This window comes from Hymenobacter agri (assembly GCF_054778495.1).
This window is the reverse complement of sequence record NZ_BAAGZM010001194.1, coordinates 1-657: the sequence shown is the minus strand read 5'-3', so window position 1 is coordinate 657 and position 657 is coordinate 1. Positions and strand designations below refer to the sequence as shown.

1 protein-coding gene is annotated in these 657 nt (G+C 66.5%); it reads right to left on the bottom strand.

The window, feature by feature from the left end; all coding sequences use genetic code 11:
* Positions 1-657: hypothetical protein (locus ACYVDE_RS25280; protein WP_460504269.1), on the bottom strand; the 657-nt coding region annotated here is incomplete at both ends.

Here is a 657-nt window from a genome sequence, read left to right as displayed (position 1 = left end):
GGCGTCGGTGCCGCGGCTCAGCGGGCCCGAGCTTTGGGCGGCGTTGTTGAAAGTGCCGGTGAAGGCTACGGGCGCAGCGGTGGCGGGCGCGTTCACGGTGTAGCCGCGCGTGGGCTGCATGGTTTCGGTAGCATCAGCAGGCGAGAACCAGCCTTTGTCGAAAGCGCTGTAGTTCGAGGTAGCCGTGGCCAGGCGGCTTTCATCATAACCGAAAACCGTGGGGAAAGGTGCCACCGCGCCGGGCGTGGCGCTGGTGTTATAGGCTGCATTGAACGTGGGCGCGAAGCCCGTCGTGTTCAAATCAGCAAACGAAGCGCTGGCCACCGGCGAGCTGAAATGGCGGTAGGCCGGCCCGGTTACGCTGCTGGTGACGGCCCGCTGCATGGTGCCGCTGCCCGTCACTACGCCGCCGGAATTGTCAATCAGGGCCGTGCCATCCACGGTGGAAAGCAGCGTGAACGGCTGGCCGCTGGTAATCAGGTTGCCGCTTTGCAGGCGGGCTACCTGGGCCACGCTCACGCCCTGGCTCAGCGTGAGGCCGAGGGCGTTGTTCACCGCCAGGTTGCGCACCTGGGTGGGCAGGCCCGCGCCGGTGGTCTGGGCCGCCGTGCCGTTGTAGGTGTACGTCGCATCCGCATCGAACGTCCGAATGCCGCT